Below are 21,198 nucleotides of genomic sequence, written 5' to 3' on the forward strand. Positions count from 1 at the left end.
AACTGTTTATTTATACAGTTTTAATTATAAATATTCGATAAAATCGCCTAACGCGCGTTCTGGGGTTTTCATCGGCTCACAACCTGGCGTGCCTAAATACAAAAAACCAACAATTTGATCATCGCCCTTTAAACCGAAAGCTTGATGGACAGAAGAATCAAACATCCACTCACCTGAACGCCAAAAGCCTTGGAAACCTTGTGCAACGGCAGCCATTTGCATTGCTTGCGCTGCGCATCCTGCAGATAGATATTGTTCTAATGCCGGAACTTTCGGATGCTGAGTCACTTTAGCAATAACAGTGATTACCATTGGTGCTCGAAATGGTGCTTTTTTCAGTTTATCTATAACCGCTTGTTCGCTGTTATTTTCCAACGCTGCTGACACTAAAATAGTAGATAATTTACGTAATCCTTCACCTTGAGCGATCACAAAACGCCACGGTGTTAAATTGCCGTGATCAGGCGCCCTTAAACCTGCTTTAATAATATTTTCAAGTACTCTTCCTTCAGGAGCAGGTTCGGTTAAATTCGCCATCGAACGGCGTTGAAGTAATAAATCTAATGCTTGCATAACGTCCCTACCTTTATTTACGGTAAATATACAGATGAATACAAAAAAGGAATGAGAATCATAATCAAATCTTATTCATTTGGCTATGGCCCTCATTCCAATTTTAGCGCTATGCTGCCCTTAGTTTAAACCCAGTGAATGTAACACTAAATACTCATAGCCACTTCAGTGCCTTGGCGGATCGCTCTAACAGCATCAAGCTCACCTGCAACATCTGCACCACCAATAATATGTAACTTATCACCAAGCTGTTGCCATTGTGCTTCAAACGGACGTACTGACTCTTGACCCGCACAAATAATAATATTATCGGCTTTAATCAACTCATCTTTCTCGTCTCGTTTGATATGAAGCCCATCAGCCGTGATTTTCTGGTAATTCACACCACCACATAGATTCACACCACGCTTTTGTAAGGTTGCACGATGGATCCAACCCGTTGTTTTCCCTGGCCCCTTGCCAACTGAGCCAGGTCTACGTTGAAATAGCCATACTTGCTTATCGGTTATTGTTTCCGGCATTGGTTGCAAGCCACCTGCGTGAGACATTTCTTGATCAATCCCCCAATCTTCTAACCAATCTGAAAGTGTATGCGTTTTAGGTTCAGTGATCATACTCGCGACATCAACACCAATGCCACCAGCACCAATAATTGCTATATTGTTACCTAATGCTACTTTATCTCGAATAAGCGTTTGGTAATCGATCACTTTATCTGCCGTATCAATGCCTTCTAAGGTTAATTTTCTAGGCGTCACGCCTGTTGCCATTACTACTTCATCGTAGTCTTGAATAAGCTCAAAAGTGGCTTGAGTATCCAACACTAAATTCACTCCTGTTTGCTCGATACGATTAGCGAAATAACGGATAGTTTCTCTAAATTCCTCTTTGCCCGGTATTTGCATCGCCAGTCTAAACTGCCCGCCAATTCGATCGCTTTTTTCTATTAAATCGACTTGATGACCACGTTCTGCAGCAATAGTGGCGCAGGCTAATCCGGCAGGACCGGCACCAATCACCGCCACACGTTTTTTCTTAGGTGTGGTCGTTATTATCATTTGAGTTTCATTGCATGCACGAGGGTTAACTAAACACGATGCTTGCTTACCTTTAAACACGTTATCTAAACACGCTTGATTGCAACCAATGCATGTATTGATAAGTTTAGATTGCTCAGCCGCGGCTTTATTAACAAAGTCGGCATCGGCTAATAATGGACGCGCCATCGACACCATATCCGCATGACCTTGCGATAAAATATCTTCTGCAATTTCTGGCGTGTTAATCCGGTTACAGGTAATGACCGGAATAGACAGCTGTGGTTTTATCTTCTCAGTCACCCAGCTAAATGCCCCTCGTGGCACTTGAGTTGCAATAGTGGGAATTCGTGCTTCGTGCCATCCAATCCCTGTATTTATTAACGTTACTCCTGCTTGCTCTAACCCTTTTGCAAGCTCAACGACTTCATCAAAGGTACTGCCTTGTTCAACGAGATCGAGCATAGATAAACGGAAGATAATAATAAATTCCTTACCCACTTTTTGACGAATCGCTTTCACAATCTCGAGAGGCAACCGAATGCGGTTTTGATAACTTCCACCCCATTTATCGTGACGAGTATTAGTTCGTTGACAAATAAATTGATTGATCAAATACCCTTCCGAACCCATGACTTCTACACCATCATAACCAGCCGATTGCGCCAACTTAGCGCTATTAGCAAAATCTTTAATCGTGCTAAGGATCTGTCTCTCACACATCTTGAATGGAGTAAATTTAGAAATCGGGGCTCGTGTCGCACTGGCACTTTGAGAAAGAGGATGCATCGCATAACGACCTGCATGCAGAATTTGCAATGCGATTTTACTGCCATGTTTATGAACGGCTTCAGTCACCACTTTATGCTTTTTCGCATGAGATGATGAACTAAATTGAGAGCTGAACGGATGCAAACGCCCACGAAAATTGGGCGCAAACCCTCCCGTAACGATAAGCCCCACACCACCTTTAGCACGTTCTTCATAAAATGCGGCTAGTTTGGTTAATTCGCCTCGTTGCTCTTCTAAACCGGTATGCATCGATCCCATTAAAACTCGGTTACGAAGCTCAGTAAATCCAAGATCCAATGGCGCTAACAAATGTGGATACATATTCTCACCTGCATTGCTTTTATTTTTATTTGGTCTGACCAGTCTATCGCTGGCAATACAAAAAACCAAACAAGCGTTTACATTTTTGCAACCTAGCTCAACTTACATTCAAAAATAAAAGCCAAACTAATTATTAATCTAATAAGAAGATAAAACGAATGCGCATACAAGGGAAAATTATAGTAAGCTTTTGTCGCTAAGCACATTTTTAGAATGAACGAGACGAGTTGAAGCCACGGCTGCCAAAGCAATAACTTCAAACAGAAAGATATTTTTAGTCATTTTGAGTTTAATTGGATACAAATATGAAGAAACTGTTTTGCTTTATTGGTGCAATTTTTAAAGGAATTTGGAAATTCATTTCTTTTTTACGCACAGCGTTACTCAACCTCCTTTTTATTGCTATTTTGGTTGGCGTTTACTTCGCCTTTACTTCGCAACAAGATGATTCATCAAGCGACAAACAAGACACTGATAAAAAATCAGCGTTGGTGCTAAATCTATCTGGGCCTATTGTTGAGCAACGCACTTCTGTTAGCTCATTTGATTCTATTTCCGGCAGTTTACTAGACCAAGATGTGCCAAAAGAAAATGTTCTCTTTGACCTAGTGAAAACGATTCGATATGCGGCAACCGATGACTCAATTTTAGGCTTAGTGTTAAATCTAAAAGAGATGCCAGAGACGAGCTTAACTAAACTCAGGTACGTAGCGAAAGCCATTGAAGAATTTAAGCAAAGCGGAAAACCAGTTTATGCCTACGGTGATTTCTATAACCAAAGCCAATATTATCTTGCCAGTTACGCCAATAAGATCATGCTTTCTCCTGATGGAGCGGTTTTGTTAAAAGGCTACAGTGCCTACACTTTGTATTATAAAGATTTACTCGAAAAACTGGATATTACAACTCATGTATTCCGTGTCGGAACGTATAAATCGGCTGTAGAGCCATTCATCCGTAACGATATGTCCCCTGCAGCAAAAGAATCAGCAACGGCGTGGCTAACTCAAATTTGGGGCGCGTATGTCGATGATGTTGCCCATAATCGTAAAATCAAAAGCAGCACCCTTAATCCAAATATGGATGATTTTTTAGCTCAGTTGAAATCGGTTAAAGGCGACTTTGCTGCCCTTTCCTTAAAATTAGGCTTAGTGGATCAATTAACCACCCGTCAGCAAGCTAATGAGTATCTACGCCAAGCGTTTGGTGGAGATAAAAAATCCGGCTATAACGGTATTAGTTATTACCAATATTTATCCAAGGTTAAAACTCCTGTAACAGCGAGCCACGATAAAATTGCTGTTGTCGTTGCCAGTGGTGCAATTTTAGATGGTGATCAGCCTCAAGGCCGTGTGGGAGGTGATTCTACCGCAACACTACTTCGCCAAGCTCGACTAGATGAGAACATTAAAGCTGTCATTTTACGCGTTGATAGCCCTGGAGGCAGCGCCTATGCATCGGAAGTTATTCGTAATGAAATAGAAGCCTTGAAGCAATCAGGTAAACCTGTAGTGGTGTCTATGTCTAGTTTGGCAGCTTCTGGTGGTTATTGGATTTCAATGAGTGCAGATAAAATCATTGCCCAGCCAACAACCCTCACTGGTTCAATTGGCATCTTTGGCGTAATTACTACCTTTGAAAAAGGCTTAAACAAAATCGGTGTGCATGCCGATGGAATAGGAACTAGTCCATTCTCTGGCGCTGGATTAACCAATGGTTTATCTGAAGGCGCAGCGCAAGCGATGCAAATGGGAATTGAACATGGTTATCATCGCTTCATTACTTTAGTGGGTGAAAATCGAGGTATGGCAACAAGTGCAGTAGACAAAATTGCGCAAGGCCGAGTCTGGACAGGCCAAGATGCCATGAAACGCGGTCTTGTTGATAAAATGGGTGACTTTGATGACGCAATTCAAGCAGCAGCTGAATTAGCGAAAATCACGGACTATCAACTCTATTGGGTTGAAAAGCCATTAAGCCCTACTCAACAGATCATGAGAGACATACTTCAATCTAGCGATATTTCTATCAACAGCAAAATTGAGGCTATGATTCCTGCCTCATTACAACCTGCTGCAAAACAAATCAGTGCCAGTACTGAGCTGCTCAATAACTTAAATGATCCGCAAGGCTATTATACATTTTGTTTAACCTGCCAAGCTCAATAACATATAACTAACTAGTAATAAAAAGGACGCCAATCAGCGTCCTTTTTATTATCTATGCCCAGCACTAAATACTGACTAAATCAGCGAGAAAGATCATCGACTACACCTTTCATATCTCGAATCAAAGCGGTTGCTTGGGTTTCACGCTTTTGCACTAATAATAGAAATAATAAATCCCCAATAGTGTGTTGCGCGGTACGAGAAGAAATAGAAGAACTACGCAGATCCCCTTCTTCTGCGATTGTGGTTAACACACAATCGGCCATATCATGCAATAAACTATGGCGTAATGAGGTGATCGCAACGATATAAGCCCCTTTCTTTTTAGCCGTTTCAGCTGCAAATAAGATATCTTTTCGCTGCCCCGAATAAGAAAAAGCTAGAAATACATCTTGAGGTTGCAAAGTATTCGCGATGGTTATTTGGACATGGCTATCAAACTCATTCAAGGTTGGAATACCAATTTTCATCAATTTATAACTGAGATCTTTGGCAACCAGAGCCGAACCACCAATCCCTGCAATATGTACTTTCCCTGCTAAATCAAGCCACTCCACAACTTTCTTAAACTCATCTATGTTGATGCTATTTGTCGTCTGTAAAATGGCTGCCGATTTTTCTTCTGCTAGTTTTTGAGCCACATCCTGCAAACTGTCTTTGGCTGAAATTTGATTATGCAACGTTGTCGAACCTTGAACAATGGCATGCTCTCGGCCTATTTCTTCACTCATCTTCACTTTAAATTCAGTAAACCCTTTGCAGCCTAATTTTTGCGTGAATTTAACGATGCTCGATTGGCTAACTTGGCATTCATCCGCTAATTGTTGAGACGATAACGAAATCACATTAAATGGGTCGGATAAAAGGTGATGTGCGATTTTCTGCTCATTAATAGAAAATCGAGTCAGGTTATAGCGTAATTGCGTTAATAACGGCATGACAAATCTCGCATAAATATCTGGGCATTGATTGCTACCCGTAAATCAAGTTGCCTTCTATTCTATTCGTGTTATTCCTGAATTGGAATAATTTATTATGAGACATCGATCACTACATTGGAATAATTTATTCATTATTCTATTCCGAACCGATATTAGCAGAGAAACATTATGAAAATCGACTTAACTCAACTTGTCACCGAAAGCCGTAACCCTGTCAGCGCAAACATTGATGCACTTAGTACTTTAGAAATGCTAACAGTGATCAACAATGAAGATAAGAAAGTCCCTCTAGCCGTCGAAAAAGCACTGCCTGATATTGCAAAAACGGTCGATCTTATTGCACATGCGTTTAATCATGGCGGTCGCCTTATTTACATCGGAGCTGGGACATCTGGTCGCCTTGGTATTTTAGATGCCAGTGAATGTCCCCCAACTTACGGTTCAGACCCATCAAAAGTGGTTGGCCTTATTGCTGGTGGCAAAACAGCTATTTTAAAAGCTGTCGAGAATGCTGAAGATAATCGTGAACTTGGCGCACAAGATTTAAAAGGCATTAACTTTGGTGAAAATGACGTCTTAGTTGGCATCGCCGCTAGCGGACGTACACCTTATGTTTTAGGCGCGATGGAATATGCTCGCAGCCAAGGTGGCGCGGTTATTTCGGTAAGTTGTAACCCAGTGAGCCCAATGACTCAAGCAGCAGATATTGCCATTACTCCAATTGTTGGTGCAGAAATCGTGACAGGCTCCTCTCGCATGAAAGCGGGCACAGCTCAAAAACTTGTCTTAAATATGTTAACCACTGGCGCCATGATTAAAACAGGCAAAGTCTATGGAAACTTGATGGTTGATGTTGAGGCTACCAATGCAAAATTAGTTGAGCGTCAAAAAAATATCGTGATCGCGGCAACAGAGTGCGACCGTGATACAGCAGAAGCTGCGCTACAACAATGCAACGGCCACTGTAAAACAGCCATTGTCATGATCCTCACACAATCGGATGCTCAGCAAGCGACACGATTATTGGCCAAATCAAATGGCTTTACTCGTCATGCAATCCAAGATAACGCATAAATTAAGTAATGATACACATCACTTAAGCTGGATATCTCATCAAATTTATAGGTACAAACATGGCTAAAATCACCCAACCTATGATTGATTCAATAATTGAATTGGTCGGTGGTAAATCAAACATAGCGCTTGCAGGTAACTGCATGACACGTTTACGTTTAACGCTAAAAAATAACAATTTAGTTCAAGTCGATGACTTAAAACGTGTTGGCGGAGTCATGGGACTGGTCGAAAGTGACGAACAATTGCAAATAGTTCTGGGGCCAGGAAAAGCGCAAACGGCCGCAGAAATGATGAATATCAGTTTATCGCAAGAAAGTGACGGTGCTTCTTCTCACCAAAGTCACCAAGAAAATAATCCAGATTTAAAAGACATTGCCTCTGATCAGAAGAAACAAATGAAGGCAAAGCAAACCAGTGGCATCCAACGCTTTCTCAGTAAGTTTGCTACCATTTTTACGCCTCTTATTCCTGGGTTTATTGCCGCTGGTATGCTCCTTGGTATCGCCACCGTTTTAGAACAGGTTTACCTAACCGGACAAACCAATCCAAATCTGTTTCTAGTCGATCTTGTTGGGTATTTTAAGGTCTTTGGCAAAGGGTTATTTAGTTTCTTAAGTATTTTAATTGGCTATAACGCCCAAAAAGCCTTTGGTGGTTCAGGCGTCAATGGGGCAATCATCGCCTCATTATTTGTACTAGGTTATAACCCAGACGCCACTTCTGGTATTTATTCAGGAATGACGGATTTCTTCGGCCACACCATTGATCCTCGAGGCAACATTATTGGCGTGTTAATAGCTTCAATTTTAGGTGCATCGGTTGAACGTTTTATCCGAAGATATATGCCTGATGATCTTGATATGATTCTAACGTCTAGCTTGACGCTATTATTTATGGGTGCGGTCACTTTCATTGTCATCATGCCTTTAGGCGGCTATTTATTCCAAGGTATGTCATGGTTGTTCTTAAACCTTAACGGCAACCCTGTTGGTTCTGCCATTTTAGCGGGTTTGTTCTTAATCTCTGTGATGTTTGGTATCCACCAAGGCTTTGTACCCGTTTATTTTGCATTGATGGAGACTCAAGGCTTTAACTCATTATTTCCAATTCTAGCGATGGCTGGTGGTGGTCAAGTTGGTGCTGCAGCTGCACTTTATGTCAAAGCGAAGAAGGATTCTTTACTGCGAGTTCAAGTTAAAGGTTCTATTATCCCGGGTATTTTAGGTATTGGTGAGCCATTAATTTACGGCGTAACGCTACCTCGAGTTAAACCATTTGTGACGGCTTGTATTGGCGGCGCTGCGGGTGGTTTCTTTATCGGATTAGTTTCTTATTTAGGTTTGCCTGTGGGTTTAAATACTGTATTTGGTCCATCCGGAATTGTGTCATTACCACTCATGACGTCAGATAGTGGTATATTCCCAGCTATGATGGTTTATGGGGCTGGTCTATTGATAAGTTATGGTGTTGGCTTCATCGTGACTTATTTCTTTGGCACTAAAAATGTTGATTTAAGTTAATACGTAGGACTTCGAAACTACCAAATACTCGAAGTAATTGAAGTTGCAGAAACGAAGCCCCATGAGCTTAGCTAGTCTATGTAATTGGGGTGAGTGAACGTAGCCAACTATTGTTTGTAAAGAACAAAACTGCAGCTTCAAGTAAGGCGAGTATAAGAACTGAAAACTATAATTCGATCGGATATAAACCGACATAGCTTTTTTATATTAAAGATAGTTCTTTAATTCGAAAAAGTCCCCCCGAACTTGCTTGCCATAGCTTCCCCTGCCACTTTGTGATGTTGCAGGGGAATTTTCTTTTCTATATGACAACCCCTTCATTTCAAAGGACTGTAACTTCAAGTAAGAAGGTATATACTTGCCGTCTGTTCCTATCCACACTATATCGCTAAAGTTTCCAGCTTCGCGATGGCAAGAGTTTTAACTATGACAAGAAAACATATTTACGTGGCCTACACTGGCGGCACAATTGGCATGAAACGATCATCACATGGCTATATTCCTGCCGATGGTTTTATGACTCAACAGCTTGAAGCTATGCCTGAATTCCACCGTGAAGAAATGCCTTTATTCACAGTGCATGAATATTCGCCTTTGATGGATTCATCGGATATGACGCCAAATGATTGGCAACATATCGCTGATGATATTTATGCTAACTACGATAAATATGACGGTTTTGTGATTCTGCATGGCACGGATACCATGGCGTATACCGCATCAGCATTATCGTTTATGTTCGAAAACTTAGGCAAACCAGTCATTGTTACCGGCTCTCAAATTCCGCTGGCTGAATTACGATCTGACGGCCAAGCAAACCTTTTAAATGCACTACACATTGCTGCAAATTACCCCATCAATGAAGTTACGTTATTTTTTAATAACCAACTGATGAGAGGCAATCGCAGTACTAAATCTCGCGCCGATGGATTTAGTGCATTTAGCTCACCAAACTTACCGGTATTGCTTGAGGCTGGGATTAGCATACAAGTCAGTAATCCAGAGCTAATCAATAAAAAACCAAATGGTGAATTCAAAGTTCACACTATTACGCCCCAACCTATTGGCGTGATCACCATGTATCCTGGTATCTCTCATGAAGTTATTCGAAATACGCTTCGACAACCAGTAAATGCGATGATTTTGCTTACTTTTGGCGTTGGTAACGCACCACAAAATAAAGACATGCTAGCGCATTTAAAAGAAGCATCTGAACGTGGTGTAATTGTGATGAATCTAACCCAATGTCTAGCTGGAAAAGTGAATATGGATGGTTATGCGACCGGCGTTTCTTTAGCTGAAGCTGGTGTGATCAGCGGTTACGATATGACGCACGAAGCGGCATTAGCTAAATTACACTATCTACTAAGTAAGAACTTAAGCTACGAAGAAATTAAAGTACAGATGAAACAAGTATTGCGTGGAGAAATGAGTTTATAAAGACACAATCAGTATGCTAATTCTTATCTTTTATTAAAAATTAGTCCGCGACTTGAAAAGATAAAGCGATAATCACATTCATCGCTTTATCTTTTATTTCCGGAATTTTAATGCGTCACTTTTACTCGAACAATATCTTCTTGACCTTCAGAAAATTGCTTTTTCAATTCGGCTTTTGATTTAAATGTCACTTCACCACCAGCAGCCACACTCATATGTTGAGGGTCATGGTTATTTTTTGATTGGTATAACATCACCGCTTGCATACAAGAATCACGTAGCTCTTTAGAAATCGGGGTACCATCTAACCAACGGCCAGTTTCAATCGCATAATTAAGTCTGTCATATACTTCAGGTGTCATCGCATTTAATAGCTGCTCAACATTCATATCTAAATCCTTATTGATTAAAACTCAAAGAGACGGAGTTGACGCAAAACCGTTGACCAGTTGTATCAATCGGCCCATCTTGAAAGACGTGGCCAAGATGACTCTCACAATTAGCGCACCGAATTTCGATACGATGCATCCCATGGCTAGTATCTTTCAAGTACTTAACCGCATCTTTATTAATAGCCGCATCAAAACTTGGCCAGCCACAACCAGAGTCAAACTTATCTTCTGATCGAAATAAATCGGCCTGACAACAAGTACATTGATAAATACCTGTCTCTTTATTGTGTAGCAATGTTCCTGAATATGGGGCTTCGGTTCCACCTTCACGACATACTCGATATTGTTCATCGCTAAGTTCTGCCTGCCATTCTTGATTTGTTTTTTCCATAAATATCCTTTCAGCAATCCGCAACATCTCGCTCATATAGAAATTAGAGCCAGATATACCTATAAAAATGTTAACCAAAATAAAAATGCTAATAACCCAAGTCTATCATCGAATCTATTAAACAAAAACTTGCTCTCTCACAACAATGTGGCACATATTTTCTGTCTAACGGATATGGTGACTTGAGTCACATTGATGTATGATTTGTATCAACACCATGAATATGTACAGACTTGTAATAAAGCCTTGAGCTTTAGTAAATAAAAGAATGGAGGTAATTTGGTCGATTTATGCGAAGTTAGAAAGAAAGTAACTCTTTTTTTTGACTTTAAACAAGTTAAGGCCGATTATTCCTTGCAGGAAAGAACTGGGTTCTGTAATTTTACTACCAGTTATCTTTAATCTGAAATTTAAGTTGTGGAGCAACTACTAATGACTATCAAAGTTGGTATTAACGGTTTTGGCCGTATTGGACGTTTCGTTTTCCGTGCATCTGTTGAGCGTGACAACATCGAAGTTGTAGGCATCAATGACCTAATCGACGTTGAGTACATGGCATACATGCTTAAGTACGATTCAACTCACGGTCGTTTCAACGGCACTGTTGAAGTTAAAGACGGTAACCTAGTAGTAAACGGCAAAACTGTTCGTGTAACTGCTGAGCGTAATCCTGAAGATCTAAAATGGGATGCTATCAACGTTGACGTTGTAGCTGAAGCAACTGGTCTTTTCTTAACTGACGAAACAGCTCGTAAACACATCACAGCTGGTGCTAAGAAAGTTGTACTAACTGGTCCATCTAAAGACGCAACTCCAATGTTCGTTATGGGTGTGAACCACGCAACTTACGCTGGTCAAGATATCGTATCTAACGCTTCTTGTACTACTAACTGCCTAGCACCAATCGCTAAAGTTCTTAACGACAAGTTCGGTATCGAATCTGGTCTTATGACTACAGTTCACGCAACTACAGCAACTCAAAAAACTGTAGATGGCCCTTCTGCAAAAGACTGGCGTGGTGGTCGTGGTGCTTCTCAAAACATCATCCCATCTTCAACTGGCGCAGCTAAAGCAGTAGGTGTTGTACTTCCTGAAGTAAACGGCAAACTAACTGGTATGGCTTTCCGCGTACCAACTGCTAACGTTTCTGTTGTTGACTTAACTGTTAACCTTAAAAACGGTGCATCTTACGCAACTATCTGTGCTGCTATGAAAGAAGCATCAGAAGGCGAGCTTAAAGGTATCCTTGGTTACACTGAAGATGCTGTTGTTTCTCAAGATTTCATCGGCGAAACTCAAACTTCAGTATTTGATGCTGCTGCTGGTATCGCACTTAACGACAACTTCGTTAAAGTTGTATCTTGGTACGACAACGAAATCGGCTATTCAAACAAAGTTCTAGACCTAATCGCTCACATTTCTAAGTAAGCATTAGCATAGACTTTCTTTGAAAGATCTTCTTTTGAAGACAAGCTAGTGAAAGGCGACCCTTGTGTCGCCTTTTTTAGTTTTTAACTGACTCGGTATATCGATATTCGTTTCTCGAACAGCAAACATCTTTGAGAAATAAACTCGAATAATGAGCCACACGTTACGAGGAATATTTCTATGAATTTAACCGAACTCCCTGTCATCAATGCCCTATCCAATTGTGTCACTATCGTACAAAAAGAAGGCATCAAAATTATTCATGTTCAACATGATAAAGCCGAAGCTGCTATCTCGCTTTTCGGTGGTCACGTCCTGTCTTTTAAACCAACGAACCAGCCTGATCTTATTTGGATGAGTAACAGCGCTATTTTTGACGGCAAGACACCATTACGTGGTGGTATTCCAGTTTGTTGGCCTTGGTTTGGTCGAGTCTCTAATCCTGGTCATGGATTTGCACGTTCAAGCGAATGGAGACTAATAGAGCATAAAGAGAATGAGCACGGTGTTATCGTTAGCCTTGGTCTTCTACCAAACGAAAATACGCTAGAAGTTTGGCCGTATCAATTTGATCTGGTACTTAACGTAGAAGTTTCTGACACTCTGAAAGTAACTCTGGTTTCTACCAATACTGATGACAAAGCATGGAATTTTTCTGGTGCACTTCACAGCTATTTCAATATCGCGGATATTAATCAAACCAAGATTACTGGTATGGGTGAGCATTACACCGATAGTTTACAAAATGGTAAAGCTTGCTTAGGCGGAACCGCATTAAGTTTCAAAGCCGGTGTTGACCGTGTTTACACTCAGCCTGAAGCCTGTATCAACATTTCCGACCCTCAAAATAAACGAGAAATTACCGTAAAAAATCAAGGTGAAAACTCAGCCGTTATTTGGAATCCATGGGAACTGGCAATTAGCATGGCTGATATGAATGATGATGGATACCAAACCATGGTATGCGTAGAATCGACGATTCATGCGACTCATCTTGAAGAAGGTAATATTCTTCAACCAGGTGAAAGCCATGAGCTGGTCACTGAGATTGGACTCAAAGTATAAAGCGAAAAGTAAGATCCGAGTGATAAGATTAGAGAGCCGAAAGATTTAAAAAGCAACATCTGAAAAATGAATAGGTCACTTCCCTTGCTTTAGATGATCTACTTTTCGGCTCTCACAGCAAAGCACACTCACTACGGCTTACTATCTGTTATAAATATTCCTTTAAAAACCACTAAAACTCACTAGAATACCCTTTCACTCAAAAACGACGATATCAATAGCTATGTCTTACCAATGTCCACTTTGCCACCATACTCTTATCGCTCGTACTGGCGGTTTTCAATGCGACAATAACCACCAGTTTGATAACGCCAAAGAAGGCTATGTCAATTTGATGCCTGTGCAACATAAACGCTCAAAGCAACCGGGTGACAATGTTGATATGATGCAAGCTCGCCGTCGTTTCCTAGCATCAGATAGTTACCATCCGATGCGTGAAGCAATGACTCAACTTTGCTTAAAACATACTAGAAATACATCTTTCCAAGTATTGGACATTGGTTGTGGCGAAGGTTATTACACCGCTTATTTAGCTGAACAAATCACATCAGAATCAGATCAAGCGACATGCTATGGTTTGGATATATCAAAAGTCGCTATTCGATATGCAGCCAAACGTTATAGTACCCAAAATATGCAATTTTGTGTCGCCTCTAGCCATCGCCTTCCTTTCGCAGATAATAGTCTTGATGCTGTAGTTAAGATTTATGCCCCATGTCAGGCACAAGAGCTTGAAAGAGTATTAACATCTTCAGGTGTGGTTATTACCGTCACGCCCGCTGCACGTCATTTGTATCAACTTAGAGAACTTGTTTATCTTGAAGTACGCTTACACGATGAAGTGGCAGAAATCATAGAAGGATTTGAATTAATCGAAGAATCTAAATTAAGCTATGAAATGATATTAAACGGTGAACAAGCGGATGACTTACTACAAATGACTCCTTTTGCATGGAAAGCCAATGAAGCCTTACGGGCTCAATTAAAAACCGCTACACAATTTAATTGCGAAGCGGATTTTATGTTACGAGTATACCAAAAAGCAACCGCTTAACTACTCTATTGCTTTAAGCAACGGTCAGCCAAAATTGAATTAGTATTATGCTGATATTTTTCAACAATTTTGGCTTTATCGCATTCAAACTTTGTCACTGGATATCGCTTATCCCAAGCGGTAAAAAGTTGTCTCTGCTGTTTACTAATCTTAAAACTTGGATACGTCGTATCAAAATAAAGATAAGTACGAGCAATCAAACCACGAGCATGCTCCGGTGGTTGCGCTTTACGATTGTCGACATGAAAATCACACGAACCAAAATCACTTTTTGTGCCTGATAACATTTGGAAATTATAGTTCGAACGATAAGCATTAACTGAGCCTACTGCAGCATATAAATTGTAGCCATCGGCTTGCATCAAACGAAAATCTTTACTCGCTTTGGTGGCACATTTACGACCTTTAAACGGCTTTCCTTTTGATACACATTGCGCATCGCCTTCTCGCCATTCTTTAAAACTACGACCAAAATTTTCCGCAGGAACAATGTGTTCAAACTCAATCCGTTGAGATCGCTTTACATACAAAGAATCATCAAAACTTGATGGAAGTTGAGTCTGCTTTTTGGCATTAAAGGGAATATCACAATAGACCGTACGACGAACAGTATTTTGATTATAGACTTCACTCATCAATAAGCGCTTAGCTTTAGAAAATGAATCAATACTAGTATTAGGAGAAGCAAAAGCCATCGCAGGAAATGTGAGCGCGACAACGGAAAGCAATAATTTCATATTTAGATCCTTATTTCCCTCCTATTGTAATGACTTTTTAATGCTTTACTAATACTTATAAAATCAAAACCATCAATTGATAATAATTATCATTCATTGCCATTAACTGAAATATTGGATAAGCTCTGATCTCGATTTAGACATCTACCACAGAGCAAGGAAATACCATCGTGGGTAAAATAAAATCATCTAAATGCATATTAGGATTATTAAGTTTGAGCTTACTTGTTGGTTGCTCTGCTGCTCCTCAATCTTCATCAGATAATCAATCATCTGCGGCTGAAACATCTCAAATAAGCAGCTTTTATGACTTCCAGTTATATTCAAAAACTGGACAAGTAATTAGTCTCAATTCTTTTGCAGAGCAGGCTCAAAAGGCAGATGTTATTTTAGTTGGCGAATGGCACACTCATTCGGGAGTACATCGATTTCAAACTCAATTATTGCAAACTTTAATAAAACAACCCCGTGATGTGGCGTTATCAATGGAGCAATTTAGTCGCGATAAACAAGCGGTAGTGGATGAATATGTGCGTGGAGAAATTGGCGAGCAAGCACTTATCAATAATGGTAATGCTTGGCCAAATTATGAAAGTGATTATCGACCTTTAGTTGAATTAGCCAAATCTAATCACATTGATATCATTGCGTCTAATGCACCTAAAGTAATGGTGCAATGTATAGCAAAACAAGGTTTAAGCTATTTAGACAATCAGACTCAAGACCGACGTGCGCTGGTCGCAAAAAACATTTCAACGGCTGACACTCCATATAAACAAAAATTCATGTCATCCATGCATCATGGCAACGCTGATCAAAATGAAAAGCAATATGCTGCGCAAGCAACTTGGGATGAAACAATGGCTGAAAGTATCGTCGATTACTTGGCTCAATATCCAACGAAACAAGTTATGCATATTGCTGGCATGTTTCATACAGAAGGAGGGCTCGGAACTGCTGCAGCAATTCTACGTCTTAATCCTAAATTGAAAATTCTAGTCATTACTCCAAGTGATAAAATGGTGCCCGACTCACCAGACTATCAATTGCAGGTTCTTGCCCCACCCACCCGATTTGTCAAAGCAGATAATCGCATGGCAGCATACAAAACCCTTGGAAAACGCAGTAACAACCTTGATTGTAGAGCGAACCAGCCTACTAAATGACCCAATAAAAATGCCGTTAACTTGATATAAGCTAACGGCAACAAATTGGCTACATATTTTAATTATATGGTTTTTTATTAATTCTGATTAGCTCTCCGACAAGAACAAACCCTTTATAAACCTTGATTCTACTTACTTGCGGTTAGGGTGATTCAAAATGTGCGATTCCCAATCTATTACATCAATTTCATATACCACTTTATTACGCACACTTTCACCCGCAGCGTGCATGGCAGATTTTGATCCTGTGATTAATGGATGCCATTCAGGAAGTGGTTTATTTTCAGCTAATAAGCGGTATGAACACGTTTCTGGTAGCCAATTAAACTCATCAATTTTATCGCGCGTTAATTTCAGGCACTCTTCACCAGATTCAAAACGATTAGGATAATCTTTACAACCACAGGTCTTACTATTCAACCAACTACAAGCAACATTGGTGTAATACACTTCATCGCTGTCTTCATCCATCAACTTATGCAAACAACATTTACCACAACCATCACACAGAGATTCCCACTCTTGCTCGGTCATTTGTTGTAGGGTTTTACTTTGCCAGAATGGAGTTGTCATGCTAGTTGCCTGTAAACTAAGGATTCAAGTATGTAACCTGATCCAAGATATTCTTAAATAATAGAGAGGCTGCGTTTTATACGCTCATTTGTTGTAAACATCAAGTTAGGCTAGGTTAACTTGCCCTCTTTTGCTACTATCTGCGCCCAGTTTTATTGATTCAGGTATAAGAAAATGGATTGTCGCTTAGGCTGTGGAGCCTGTTGTATCGCTCCTAGCATATCATCCTCTATTCCCGGAATGCCTAAGGGTAAACCGGCGGGTGTACGCTGTGTTCAATTAAATGACGATAACTTATGTCAGCTATTTGGACAACCTGAACGCCCTGCTGTTTGCCATCAATTTAAAGCGGATAAAGAAATTTGCGGCAATGATTCTATACAAGCAATTCAAATCATTACTGAATTAGAGCTCCTGACATAATATTAACGTAACGGCCACTACAGCTTTAATCTGCCTAATAACGAATGCGATAATGTAGTTCCATCGACCAACTCAAGCTCTCCGCCCATAGGGACACCATGTGCAATTCGACTCGCATTTACTTCGTGAGCCTTGCAAAGCTGCGCAATATAATGAGCGGTCGCTTCACCTTCTACTGTTGGGTTCGTGGCTAAGATCACTTCAGTGATATCACCTTGAGCAAGTCGATAATCGAGTAAATCTAATCCAATATCGCTTGGCCCAATCCCATCAAGTGGCGACAAGTGCCCCATTAAGACGAAATATCGCCCGGAAAACTGCCCTGTTGCTTCAATAGCGGCAATATCTGCTGGCGTTTCGACTACGCACATTTGGCCATTTACTTGGCGCTTAGGATTAGTGCATATATGACAAGTATCTTGCTCCGTGAAGGTTCTGCACTGTGAGCAATGACCAATTTCTGTCATCGCTTGAGATAAGGCTTCAGCCAGTTGCAAGCCGCCTTTACGATTACGTTGCAGTAAGTGAAAAGCCATACGTTGAGCAGATTTTGGGCCGACTCCCGGTAAGCAACGAAGAGCTTCCATTAATTGTTCCAGCATACTACTTGTGCGCATTGGCTCTCTCTACATATGAACTAAAGTTGATCATTCTATACTGTCTCACTTGAAGTAGCACCGTTGCTTCTTATAAGCAAAAATGTACGACTAACGGCCGCTTCAATTATTGTGGGTATAATCTAAATTAAAAAAGCAAAGCGCTAGTGGCTTTGCTTTTTTATAACAAAATGAACCTATAACTTAAAATGAATCTATCGCTTAAAATGGCATTTTCATACCAGGTGGCAATTGCATCCCACCAGTTACGCCAGCCATTTTTTCTTTTTGTGTTTCTTCAATACGGCGCGCTGCATCATTAAAAGCGGCTGCAATCAGATCTTCAAGCATATCTTTATCATCTTCCATCAAGCTTGGGTCGATCTCAACACGACGAACACTGTGGCTACCTGTAATGGTTACTTTTACAAGCCCTGCACCAGATTCACCAACGATTTCCATATTGGCAATTTCTTCTTGAAGCTTTTGCATACGCTCTTGCATTTGCTGAGCTTGCTTCATCATGTTGCCCATTCCACCTTTACCAAACATAGTCATCTCTCGTTTATAATGTTGAATATAGAAATATAGTTGGGTCAAAAATAACGTATTTCAACCCAATAGAATAAGTTTCTTGCTCGTACTGACCCAACCGATTACCGATCACACAGGGCGAACGCTACTCGTTTCCAATTGTGCACCAAAACGTTTTTGTAAAAACTGCACATTAGGATCGTCTTGCAAGCTGGTGAAAGCCTGTTGCAGTTTGTCTTGATACAAACTTTCTCTTAATTCTAAAGGTGTAACACCCTTTTCATCGATAATAACTTTGAGTTCACAAGCTTGTTGAAAATGCTGTGAGAGAGCATCTGCCAACTCTTCTTGAGCACGCTCTGTATTTAAGTGAGCTTGTTCCGAACGTAAATATAACGTGATTTGATTATCTTGTTTGGCGAAGACAGAGTTTAATGCAAGCTGTTCAACCATTTTAGCTGTCGTCAACTGTTGAATAACCGCCGTCCATGCATCTTTTTTGACTGATTCATCAAGCAATTTTTGAACCATCTCCGGTGTCTTCTCATGTTCTAATGCTTGCTTAATTTGAGTCGGTGTTAGCTCTGTATTATCCGCATGATTAGTAACTATTTGCGTTGATTTCCATTGATATGGCTCATTATTATCATCTGATACAGGCTCGCCCGCACCAGACATTGGAGTCCCATTTGAAGAAATTGGCGACCCCTGCACCGCTTGAGCCGCTGCCGCAGTATGTTTACTGGCAATACGTTCAAGAACGGAAGATGATGTTACATTCGCAGGTGCCGCATTAGTCTTTTTTACATCGGTAGAACCTGAATCCTTAGAAACGGAATTATCACGTTTACTGCGTAATTGATGACGTAAGCCTGTCAATGATGCCGGTTTATTTTCAGTTTCTGGTGGTGATGATGGAGCTGTATTAACGGGCCGTTCAGATGGCACCGTTTGAGCAAACGGTTGCCCAGTTCGAACGTTCTCTGGTGAAATTTGCGCAGATATTGATTGATCAGACACTGCTTGATTTAGTGCTGGCTGCGGCGCTTTATAATGATGTTCTTGAGGCGAAGCTGCTGCCTGAGGGGCAAACTTCCGAGTCGACGGCTGAGCAGTGCTTGTTGCTGTCGGCACTCTAGTTGCTGCAGGCACTGACATTGGTTTACTTTCCATCACCGGCAAAGTCATGCTCTGAGACTGAGGCAAAGTAATAGGGTTTCCACTCACGGTTGGTGCTGGTCGAAATGCCAACATGCGCAATACCAACATTTCAGCGGCCATTTTTTCTGTAGGCGCTAATGGTAGATCAGCACGTCCTTTTAATGCCATCTGGTAATACAGCTGCACATCTTGCGGGCTCAACGATTGGCTTAACAGCTCAACCCGTTCTGCATCTGGTTGTTCTTTATTTAAAGTCGCTGGCAGCGCTTGATACATAGCAATACGATGCAGTTGAACGCTTAATTCTTTAAGTAATCCGTCCCATGCAATACCATTAACGGCAAGCTGCTCTAAACAATCCATAGCGACTTGTGGTTGTTTACTGCTAATCGCTTCCAGTAAATAAATCGCTTGCTCCGTATCAAGAGTGCCTAGCATATTGGCAACCGTTTGGCTGTCAATGTGCCCATTACCTAACGCGATCGCTTGATCGGACAAACTCAACGCATCGCGCATACTGCCATCAGCAGCGTGAGATATTAAACTCAATGCTCGAGGTTCCGAGGTGATTTTTTCTTCACCAAGCACATAGTCAAGTTGTTGGTGGATTTGATCTGAATTAATAGGTTTTAGATGAAACTGTAAGCAACGCGATAAAATCGTAACGGGTAATTTTTGAGGATCCGTCGTCGCCAATAAGAACTTCACATATTCTGGCGGCTCTTCTAGCGTTTTCAGTAAAGCATTGAAGCTATGACGAGAAAGCATGTGCACTTCATCAATCAAATACACTTTGAAGCGACCACGAGCCGGTTTGTATTGAACGTTATCCAACAACTCACGCGTGTCTTCGACCTTAGTACGAGAGGCCGCATCGATTTCAAGTAAATCAACATGACGACCTTGGTCAATTTCCACACAGCAAGCACACACACCACAAGGATTATCGGTAATACCAGTTTCGCAATTAAGCCCTTTAGCAAATAAGCGACCAATAGAAGTCTTCCCCACTCCCCTTGTGCCACTAAATAAGTAAGCATGATGGAGCCGATTTTGCTTTAAGGCATTTTCTAATGCGGTAATCACATGATCTTGGCCTACCACATGCTCAAATTTTGCAGGCCGCCATTTCCGTGCTAATGCTAAATAACTCATTAATATTTCCGGTTCATTATGCTTGATGATGTAAATTCATTGGTGGTTAACATTCAACGTGATCGATACGATTAATGTCCTGCAAACTCACAAATACTATAAACATTTAAGCCCAAGGATTTAAGCTTCGTTTCACCACCAATTTCTGGAAGATTAATCACAAAAGCAGCGTGCTCAACTTCACCACCTAATCGACGAATAAGCTTAACTGTCGCTTCAATTGTGCCACCCGTGGCAAGTAAATCGTCCACTACTAACACTTTATCTCCAGCATGAATTGCATCAGTATGAATTTCTAGCACATCGGTGCCATATTCTAATTCATATGATTGAGAAACCGTTTCACGAGGAAGTTTACCCGGCTTACGCACAGGAACAAAACCTAAGCCTAATTCCAAAGCAAGAGGGGCGCCAAATAAAAATCCACGGGCTTCTGTACCGACCACTTTAGTAAAACCCATTGACTGATATTTTTCGACTAACAATTGAATTGTTGCTTTATAAGCCTTCGGGTCTTCCATTAGGCTAGTAACATCACGAAAGAGAATCCCTTTTTTAGGGTAGTCTGGAATGGTTTTAATGCTATTTTGGATTAATGCCAAAGTATCGGTAGTCATATTGAAGTTCTTATTGGTTGAAGACTTGGTGGCAGAT

Annotated in this window: 20 protein-coding genes; 9 read left to right on the plus strand and 11 right to left on the minus strand. The window is 40.8% G+C overall.

The annotated features are described in order from the left end of the window. Nucleotides 1-24: 24 nt before the first annotated feature. Nucleotides 25-573: an NAD(P)H nitroreductase gene (locus HC725_RS10905; protein ID WP_190331845.1), complete on the minus strand. Its 549-nt coding sequence runs from the start codon at nt 571-573 to the stop codon at nt 25-27. Between the two features lie 146 nt (nt 574-719). Beyond that, nucleotides 720-2,723, minus strand: a complete 2,004-nt coding sequence (locus HC725_RS10910) for an NADPH-dependent 2,4-dienoyl-CoA reductase (RefSeq protein ID WP_190331846.1) — start codon at nt 2,721-2,723, stop codon at nt 720-722. Nucleotides 2,724-3,028: 305 nt separating this feature from the next. Between HC725_RS10910 and sppA the strand changes: the two genes are divergently transcribed. Continuing rightward, entirely contained in the window at nt 3,029-4,891 is a 1,863-nt protein-coding gene (sppA, locus tag HC725_RS10915; protein WP_190331847.1) for a signal peptide peptidase SppA, read from the plus strand. A gap of 80 nt (nt 4,892-4,971) precedes the next feature. On the opposite strand, the gene HC725_RS10920 is transcribed toward sppA, so the two are convergent. Next, the gene (locus HC725_RS10920; protein ID WP_190331848.1) at nt 4,972-5,829 is read right to left on the minus strand and encodes a MurR/RpiR family transcriptional regulator; all 858 of its coding nucleotides are present in this window, start codon (nt 5,827-5,829) and stop codon (nt 4,972-4,974) included. Nucleotides 5,830-6,000: 171 nt separating this feature from the next. On the opposite strand from HC725_RS10920, the gene murQ reads away from it, so the two are divergent. The 3 genes from murQ (at nt 6,001) to ansA (ending at nt 9,869) form a co-directional block, all read left to right on the plus strand. Next, nucleotides 6,001-6,906, plus strand: coding sequence for an N-acetylmuramic acid 6-phosphate etherase (murQ, locus tag HC725_RS10925; RefSeq protein ID WP_190331849.1), 906 nt, complete (start codon nt 6,001-6,003; stop codon nt 6,904-6,906). Between the two features lie 59 nt (nt 6,907-6,965). After that, the gene (murP, locus tag HC725_RS10930) at nt 6,966-8,429 is read left to right on the plus strand and encodes a PTS N-acetylmuramic acid transporter subunit IIBC (RefSeq protein ID WP_190331850.1); all 1,464 of its coding nucleotides are present in this window, start codon (nt 6,966-6,968) and stop codon (nt 8,427-8,429) included. Nucleotides 8,430-8,855: 426 nt separating this feature from the next. Next, the gene (gene ansA, locus HC725_RS10935; protein WP_190331851.1) at nt 8,856-9,869 is read left to right on the plus strand and encodes an asparaginase; all 1,014 of its coding nucleotides are present in this window, start codon (nt 8,856-8,858) and stop codon (nt 9,867-9,869) included. A gap of 107 nt (nt 9,870-9,976) precedes the next feature. Here ansA and HC725_RS10940 read toward each other — a convergent pair whose 3' ends face one another. Together HC725_RS10940 and msrB are read right to left on the minus strand one after the other, a co-directional pair. Beyond that, nucleotides 9,977-10,258 carry a YeaC family protein gene (locus tag HC725_RS10940; RefSeq protein WP_190331852.1) on the minus strand — a complete coding sequence of 94 codons (282 nt, stop codon included), beginning with the start codon at nt 10,256-10,258 and terminating at the stop codon, nt 9,977-9,979. 10 nt (nt 10,259-10,268) lie between these two features. Further along, complete coding sequence (gene msrB / locus HC725_RS10945) at nt 10,269-10,652, minus strand: peptide-methionine (R)-S-oxide reductase MsrB (protein WP_446751364.1); 384 nt, start codon at nt 10,650-10,652, stop codon at nt 10,269-10,271. Between the two features lie 432 nt (nt 10,653-11,084). Between msrB and gap the strand changes: the two genes are divergently transcribed. The 3 genes from gap (at nt 11,085) to rlmA (ending at nt 14,199) form a co-directional block, all read left to right on the plus strand. Next, the gene (gene gap, locus HC725_RS10950) at nt 11,085-12,080 is read left to right on the plus strand and encodes a type I glyceraldehyde-3-phosphate dehydrogenase (RefSeq protein ID WP_190331853.1); all 996 of its coding nucleotides are present in this window, start codon (nt 11,085-11,087) and stop codon (nt 12,078-12,080) included. 180 nt (nt 12,081-12,260) lie between these two features. Next, nucleotides 12,261-13,145 carry a D-hexose-6-phosphate mutarotase gene (locus tag HC725_RS10955; RefSeq protein WP_190331854.1) on the plus strand — a complete coding sequence of 295 codons (885 nt, stop codon included), beginning with the start codon at nt 12,261-12,263 and terminating at the stop codon, nt 13,143-13,145. Nucleotides 13,146-13,368: 223 nt separating this feature from the next. Next, nucleotides 13,369-14,199: a 23S rRNA (guanine(745)-N(1))-methyltransferase gene (rlmA, locus tag HC725_RS10960; protein ID WP_190331855.1), complete on the plus strand. Its 831-nt coding sequence runs from the start codon at nt 13,369-13,371 to the stop codon at nt 14,197-14,199. 5 nt (nt 14,200-14,204) lie between these two features. On the opposite strand, the gene HC725_RS10965 is transcribed toward rlmA, so the two are convergent. After that, entirely contained in the window at nt 14,205-14,936 is a 732-nt protein-coding gene (locus HC725_RS10965; protein WP_190331856.1) for an endonuclease, read from the minus strand. A gap of 179 nt (nt 14,937-15,115) precedes the next feature. Here HC725_RS10965 and HC725_RS10970 point away from each other — a divergent pair, with 179 nt between their 5' ends. Then, on the plus strand, nt 15,116-16,102 hold the full coding sequence (locus tag HC725_RS10970; protein ID WP_342365948.1) for a ChaN family lipoprotein: 987 nt from the start codon (nt 15,116-15,118) through the stop codon (nt 16,100-16,102). 132 nt (nt 16,103-16,234) lie between these two features. On the opposite strand, the gene HC725_RS10975 is transcribed toward HC725_RS10970, so the two are convergent. Beyond that, nucleotides 16,235-16,675, minus strand: coding sequence for a YcgN family cysteine cluster protein (locus tag HC725_RS10975; RefSeq protein ID WP_190331857.1), 441 nt, complete (start codon nt 16,673-16,675; stop codon nt 16,235-16,237). A 174-nt stretch (nt 16,676-16,849) separates the two neighbouring features. Between HC725_RS10975 and HC725_RS10980 the strand changes: the two genes are divergently transcribed. Then, the gene (locus HC725_RS10980; RefSeq protein ID WP_190331858.1) at nt 16,850-17,098 is read left to right on the plus strand and encodes a YkgJ family cysteine cluster protein; all 249 of its coding nucleotides are present in this window, start codon (nt 16,850-16,852) and stop codon (nt 17,096-17,098) included. Nucleotides 17,099-17,115: 17 nt separating this feature from the next. Here HC725_RS10980 and recR read toward each other — a convergent pair whose 3' ends face one another. The 4 genes from recR to apt all read right to left on the minus strand — a co-directional run bounded on the left by recR (nt 17,116) and on the right by apt (nt 21,161). After that, on the minus strand, nt 17,116-17,715 hold the full coding sequence (gene recR / locus HC725_RS10985) for a recombination mediator RecR (RefSeq protein WP_190331859.1): 600 nt from the start codon (nt 17,713-17,715) through the stop codon (nt 17,116-17,118). A 201-nt stretch (nt 17,716-17,916) separates the two neighbouring features. Further along, nucleotides 17,917-18,246: a YbaB/EbfC family nucleoid-associated protein gene (locus HC725_RS10990; RefSeq protein WP_190331860.1), complete on the minus strand. Its 330-nt coding sequence runs from the start codon at nt 18,244-18,246 to the stop codon at nt 17,917-17,919. A gap of 111 nt (nt 18,247-18,357) precedes the next feature. Beyond that, nucleotides 18,358-20,544, minus strand: a complete 2,187-nt coding sequence (gene dnaX / locus HC725_RS10995) for a DNA polymerase III subunit gamma/tau (protein ID WP_190331861.1) — start codon at nt 20,542-20,544, stop codon at nt 18,358-18,360. Nucleotides 20,545-20,615: 71 nt separating this feature from the next. Then, a complete protein-coding gene (apt, locus tag HC725_RS11000; protein WP_190331862.1) occupies nt 20,616-21,161 on the minus strand; it encodes an adenine phosphoribosyltransferase in 546 nt (181 codons plus the stop codon). Nucleotides 21,162-21,198 lie beyond the last annotated feature (37 nt).

Origin of the sequence: Vibrio sp. S17_S38 (genome assembly GCF_014694375.1) — a bacterium.
GTDB lineage: Bacteria > Pseudomonadota > Gammaproteobacteria > Enterobacterales > Vibrionaceae > Vibrio.

Bases quoted from the DNA above. Each gene is read 5' to 3' on its own strand.
- HC725_RS10905 (WP_190331845.1), bottom strand. From the start codon at position 573: ATGCAAGCATTAGATTTATTACTTCAACGCCGTTCGATGGCGAATTTA.
- HC725_RS10910 (WP_190331846.1), bottom strand. From the start codon at position 2,723: ATGTATCCACATTTGTTAGCGCCATTGGATCTTGGATTTACTGAGCTT.
- sppA (WP_190331847.1), top strand. From the start codon at position 3,029: ATGAAGAAACTGTTTTGCTTTATTGGTGCAATTTTTAAAGGAATTTGG.
- HC725_RS10920 (WP_190331848.1), bottom strand. From the start codon at position 5,829: ATGCCGTTATTAACGCAATTACGCTATAACCTGACTCGATTTTCTATT.
- murQ (WP_190331849.1), top strand. From the start codon at position 6,001: ATGAAAATCGACTTAACTCAACTTGTCACCGAAAGCCGTAACCCTGTC.
- murP (WP_190331850.1), top strand. From the start codon at position 6,966: ATGGCTAAAATCACCCAACCTATGATTGATTCAATAATTGAATTGGTC.
- ansA (WP_190331851.1), top strand. From the start codon at position 8,856: ATGACAAGAAAACATATTTACGTGGCCTACACTGGCGGCACAATTGGC.
- HC725_RS10940 (WP_190331852.1), bottom strand. From the start codon at position 10,258: ATGAATGTTGAGCAGCTATTAAATGCGATGACACCTGAAGTATATGAC.
- msrB (WP_446751364.1), bottom strand. From the start codon at position 10,652: ATGGAAAAAACAAATCAAGAATGGCAGGCAGAACTTAGCGATGAACAA.
- gap (WP_190331853.1), top strand. From the start codon at position 11,085: ATGACTATCAAAGTTGGTATTAACGGTTTTGGCCGTATTGGACGTTTC.
- HC725_RS10955 (WP_190331854.1), top strand. From the start codon at position 12,261: ATGAATTTAACCGAACTCCCTGTCATCAATGCCCTATCCAATTGTGTC.
- rlmA (WP_190331855.1), top strand. From the start codon at position 13,369: ATGTCTTACCAATGTCCACTTTGCCACCATACTCTTATCGCTCGTACT.
- HC725_RS10965 (WP_190331856.1), bottom strand. From the start codon at position 14,936: ATGAAATTATTGCTTTCCGTTGTCGCGCTCACATTTCCTGCGATGGCT.
- HC725_RS10975 (WP_190331857.1), bottom strand. From the start codon at position 16,675: ATGACAACTCCATTCTGGCAAAGTAAAACCCTACAACAAATGACCGAG.
- HC725_RS10980 (WP_190331858.1), top strand. From the start codon at position 16,850: ATGGATTGTCGCTTAGGCTGTGGAGCCTGTTGTATCGCTCCTAGCATA.
- recR (WP_190331859.1), bottom strand. From the start codon at position 17,715: ATGCGCACAAGTAGTATGCTGGAACAATTAATGGAAGCTCTTCGTTGC.
- HC725_RS10990 (WP_190331860.1), bottom strand. From the start codon at position 18,246: ATGTTTGGTAAAGGTGGAATGGGCAACATGATGAAGCAAGCTCAGCAA.
- dnaX (WP_190331861.1), bottom strand. From the start codon at position 20,544: ATGAGTTATTTAGCATTAGCACGGAAATGGCGGCCTGCAAAATTTGAG.
- apt (WP_190331862.1), bottom strand. From the start codon at position 21,161: ATGACTACCGATACTTTGGCATTAATCCAAAATAGCATTAAAACCATT.